Genomic DNA, 4923 nt, shown 5'->3' on the forward strand with positions numbered 1-4923 from the left:
CGGTCGAGCACTCCAGTCGCGAGGCGACGATGGCACCCGCCACATTGGCGAACTCGACGGTCCGGCGCAGGTCCCAACCGGAGAGCAGTCCGTGGATGAGGCCACCGCCGAACGCGTCACCTGCACCGAGTCCGTTGACGACCTCGACCCAGTGCGGAGCCACTTCGATGCGCTCCTCGGCAGTGGCCGCAAGCACACCTTTGGGCCCCTGTTTGACGATGGCGAGGTCGAGGCCCCGCTCGAGCAGTGCATCGGCAGCGCGCTGCGGATCGCGTTCTCCCACCGCGACAAAGCATTCTTCGGCATTGCCGACAGCCACGCTCACGTGCTCCAGCGCACGCGCCACTTGCGTGCTCGCCTGTGCCGGGTCGTCCCAGAACATCGGACGATAGTCGAGGTCGAGGACCGTATGGCTGCGTCGTCCCCTGCGCTGCCACGCCGCGAAATGCGTTGCCCGAGAGGGCTCTTGGGACAGACCCGTCACAGTTGCCCAGAAGACCGGAGCACTCGCGATCTCATCCAGCGGCAGATCCACCTCGGTCAGCAACAGATCCGGCGCGGCCGGATAGCGATAGAAGTAGAGCGGGAAATTGTCGGGCGGAAAGATCTCGCAGAAGGTGACCGGGGTGGGTGGCCCGTCGCCATCGATCGTCGAGATGAACTGCGGGTCGATGCCGAGTCGCGCGCTCTCCGCGTGGACGAACCGGCCGAAGGGGTCGTTGCCCACCTTGGTCACGAGCGCAACGTGATGCCCATGCCGTGCGGCGGCCACGGCGACATTGGTCGCGCTGCCGCCGAGGAACTTGCGGAAGGTGCTGACATCCTCCAGCCCCACGCCGTGGTCGAGTGGGTAGATGTCTACGCCGCTGCGCCCCAACGAGATCACGTCGAACGTCAGACCGTCTGTCATGACGTCAGGTTCCATCCGCAATGGGCGCGTCGAGGCCGGGAATCTCACTCATGTGCACGAGCCGAGCCTGGGCGCGGGACAGGTCGCAGGCGTGGGCGATCCGGCTGGCTTCGAGAGCATCCCGGACTGTGCACGGGCTGGGTGACGTGGTGGCGACCAGGCCGGCGAAGGCGCTCAGCTCGGCCAGATAGGCGTCGTGGAAGCGCTCGAAGAAGGACCAGCACTGCGGGCCGGCGGGGAACTGGACACCGTCCTCCAGCGAGCGCAGTGCCAGCGAGTCGTCGAGTCCCACGGCGACGGCACCGCCGGAGCCGGTGACCTCCATCCGCACGTCGTGCCCGGCACCGTTGTAGCGCGTGGCCGTCACCGTGACGAGGGTGCCGTCGTCCAGGGTGATGATCGCCGCCGCGGTGTCGACGTCGCCCTCCTCGGTGAACATCGGGTCGCCCTTGTTGGCGCCCGTGGCATAGACGGTGGTCGGCTCAGCGCCGCTGACAAAGCGGATGATGTCGAAGTCGTGGATATTGCAGTCGTGGAAGATCCCGCCGCTGACCTTTACGTATGCCCGAGGAGGCGGCGCCTGGTCGTGGGTCGTCGCGCGGATGGCGTGGATGGTCCCGATCTCTCCGCTGGTCACTGCGGCCCGCGCGCGCCGATAGGCCGCATCGAAGCGGCGCTGGAAGCCGATGTGCGCCAAGGTGCCGGTCTTGGCCTCGAGTTCGGCAAGCTCGATGGTCTCCCCGAGAGTGCCCGCGACCGGCTTCTCGCAGAAGACCGGGATCCCCGCCGTGAGAGCGGCCCGCAGCAACGGAGCATGACCGTCGGTTGCCGTGGCGATGACCAGGCCGTCGATCCCCTGATGCACGAGGTCGAGAGGGTCCGCGACCACCTCGGCACCGATCTCAGCAGCGACCGACGAGGCGGCCTCGTGATTGAGATCGGCGACCACGATTGTGTCGACGCCAGCAACATCCTTGAGGGTGCGTGCATGAAAGGCGCCGATGCGCCCGACTCCGGCAACCGCGAGCTTCATGCCACCGTCCTATCGCCATCGATTGTCCGTGTGCTCCTCGCGGCCGTCCGCGTGGGCACGACCACAGCATCCCCGGCAGGCTCAGCCATGTCAAGAATTTGTCAGGACATTCTCATATGTTGCCATCGTCATGTCGTGGCGAGGTGCCAGCCTCGCACTTCTCGTGGCTAAAGAGTCACCCAGCCGGCACCAGCAGCCGAGTTGACCATGGCATCGAGGGCGTGCGCGGAGGCCACCGCATCGCCGAGCACCGGACCCTCCGGCTGACCGCTCAGGATCGACCGGACGAAGCCTGCCAGCTCGATGACCTTCGTGTCGTCATAGCTCGTGGGGATGCTAGAACCGGGCTGGAAGCGGCCGTGGTCCCCGGCACCAGGGCCGACGAGCAGGCGGGTGCTGGGCTGGTCGGCGTAGTTGGTGCCCGTGGACAGGCGCAGCTCGCCGGGCGCGCGGAAGTCCCACTCCACCAGCCCTTGTGACCCGTGCACCTCGATGCCGTAGTTGTTCTGCTCGCCGACGGCCACCCGGCTCGACTCCAGGGCGACGAGCACGCCGGACTGCATACGCATCATCGCCTGGACATAGTCCTCGTTCTCGACCTGCCCCTTGGGTGCGTCGGGATCGCCGAGGCCATGCCCGTAGGTCATGGCACCGGGCACGATCGTCGGCCGCTGCGCGATGAAGATGGCGGTCTGGGCGACGAGCGACTCGATGTCGCCCAGCACGTAGCGCGTCAGGTCCACGGCGTGCGAGGCCAAGTCGCCGAGCACTCCATGACCACCCGAGGCCAGGGAGTAGCGCCAGGTCAACGTGCCGAGTGGGTGCGCGGCATAGTCGGTGAGCAGCCGGACGCGGGCGTGCGTCGGAGCGCCGATCGCGCCCTCGGCCACAAGGTCGCGCAGCTTCGCCATGGCGGGGATGGCGCGGTAGTTGAACCCCACCGTGCCCTGCACCCCAGCGTCGGCGACGGCGTCGGCGACGGCTTGGGCGTCGGCCGCGGAGATGCCGACGGGCTTCTCGATCCACAGGTGTTTGCCGGCCTGCGCGACGGCGACACCGATCTCCTGATGGAGGGCGTTGGGGGCGGTGACGCTGACGGCCTCGACCGCCGGGTCGGCGAGCAGGTCGCGCCAGTCGTCGTATGCCGTGGCGAACCCGTGTTTGCTCACTGCCGCTTCGCGTGCGGCAGGCACGCTGTCGGCAACGGCCACGAAGACCGGCGTCACCCCGAGGTCAGCGTAGTGGTGGCGCAGCCGAGCCCAGGCGCGCGCGTGGACGTCGCCGAGCCAGCCGGCCCCGATGACACCGACGCCGATCGTGCGTCGTCCGGTCGAATCCATTCGTGCCATGGCTGTTCCGTTCTGCTCAAGCGGGAGTCAGGGGTTGGGGGAGGCCGGTCTCGGCCTCGCTGCGGAGCGCCCGCAGCTGGTCTCGTATGCCGTAGGGCTTGACCCCGAGCACCTCGTCGGTGCGTGGGGTCGCCAAGCTGGTGTCCGCCGGCATCGGCGCGGGCAGCATCTGCCCCTCGGGCACGGGGCTCGTCGTGATCAGGGATGCGTCGAGGTCGAAGACCTCGGCCGCAGCCTGCGCCAGCTCGAGCCGGGTCACCGCGTCCGCGCCCACCACGTGCAGGATGCCGTCGGCCTCGCGGTCGAGGGCGAGCAACAGCCGCGCGCCGATCTCGGCAGCGGTCACGGGGGAGGCGACATTGTTGATCGCCGGGTCCTGCCAGACCGAGAACTGCTGACCGGCCGACAGGGAATCGACTAGGGAGAGAACGAAATAGCCGAAACCGCAATCTTGCGCACGCGGTGCCGAGGGCTGCGTGAGGTGGCGGCCCTGCACGCCACCGACGCGCGCGACGAACCCGTGATCTGCCCGGTCGATCACGACCTGCTCGGACAATGCCTTGTAGAGGCCGTAGAGGTTGAGCGGATTGACGGGCTCGTCCTCGTCGACATTGTGGCCAGAGCCGTCGAACACCCAGTCGGTGGAGAGGTAGCCGAACCGAGCACCTGCCGCGTTGCACGCATCCACGAGGCGACGGGTCATCCCGACGTAGGCGTCGAACCCGGCCTTGCGGTCCCGGTAAAGGCCCTGCAGATCGTTGTCGATCGCCAGGTGCAACACCGCAGTGCTCTCGTGGTCGGCAAGGGCAGCCGCGATGTCGCCGGGGTCGGCGAGGTCGGTCAGTCGCCAGGCCCACGGGAAGTCCGGGCCCGGATCGCGCCGGACGGCACAGAGCACGTCCGCCCCGCGGCCGGCGAGCACGGAAGCGACATTGCCGCCGACGAAACCCGTTCCGCCGGTGAGCAATACCCGGTGGCTCATGCCGGGTCCGACGAGATCTCGTCGAGACGAACGGGACGCCCCTCTTTGAGCGACCGGGTCGCGGCGATGCCGATGCGCACCGGCTCGCGGCCGTCGGTGGTGCCCACAGGAGAGGCGCCACCGTCACGGACATAGTCGGCGAAGGCGGCCCACTCGAGGCGGTAGGACGGCAGATACCGGTCGAGGAAGAACCACGGCAGCGGCTCCGCGGCCGTCGTGTCCGGGGTGCGCACCCACGCGGCGTGTCGAAGGGGGTTGTCCGAGAGCGCCATACCGCCGGAGCCGAAGGCCTCGACCCGCTGGTCGTAGCCGTAGACGGCTTCGCGGCTGTTGTCGATCGTGGTGATCGTGCCGTCCTCGTGGGTCAGCACCACGACAGCGGTGTCCACATCACCGGCGTCACCGATGCGCGGGTCGACCCGCACGGCGCCGCGGGCGTAGACCTCGACGACCTCGGAGCCGACGACATAGCGGGCCATGTCGAAGTCGTGGATCATCATGTCGAGGAAGATGCCGCCGCTGACGGCGACATACTCGGGCGGCGGGGGCGCGGGGTCGCGGCTGGTGATGCGCACCAGGTGCAGCTCGCCGATCTGGCCCGTGCGCACGGCGGCGGCGACCGCCGCGTGGGCCGGGGCGGGGCGGCGGG

The 4923-nt window shown here is 68.7% G+C and carries 5 protein-coding genes; all 5 read right to left on the reverse strand.

Features of this window, described 5'->3' with window-relative positions; translation table 11 throughout:
- Positions 1–910 (reverse strand): 5-dehydro-2-deoxygluconokinase (gene iolC, locus BN11_RS11265; RefSeq protein WP_048701289.1); only part of this gene is annotated, 910 nt, incomplete at its 3' end.
- Between the two features lie 4 nt (positions 911–914).
- Positions 915–1943: a Gfo/Idh/MocA family protein gene (locus tag BN11_RS11270; RefSeq protein ID WP_048697705.1), complete on the reverse strand. Its 1029-nt coding sequence runs from the start codon at positions 1941–1943 to the stop codon at positions 915–917.
- A gap of 167 nt (positions 1944–2110) precedes the next feature.
- Positions 2111–3292 carry a Gfo/Idh/MocA family protein gene (locus tag BN11_RS11275; RefSeq protein ID WP_201329254.1) on the reverse strand — a complete coding sequence of 394 codons (1182 nt, stop codon included), beginning with the start codon at positions 3290–3292 and terminating at the stop codon, positions 2111–2113.
- A gap of 16 nt (positions 3293–3308) precedes the next feature.
- Positions 3309–4274, reverse strand: coding sequence for an SDR family oxidoreductase (locus BN11_RS11280; RefSeq protein WP_048697712.1), 966 nt, complete (start codon positions 4272–4274; stop codon positions 3309–3311).
- Positions 4271–4923 (reverse strand): Gfo/Idh/MocA family protein (locus tag BN11_RS11285; RefSeq protein WP_053084079.1); only part of this gene is annotated, 653 nt, incomplete at its 5' end. The genes BN11_RS11285 and BN11_RS11280, both read right to left, overlap by 4 nt.

The organism is Nostocoides australiense Ben110, from assembly GCF_001050535.1.
Lineage (GTDB): Bacteria > Actinomycetota > Actinomycetes > Actinomycetales > Dermatophilaceae > Nostocoides_A > Nostocoides_A australiense.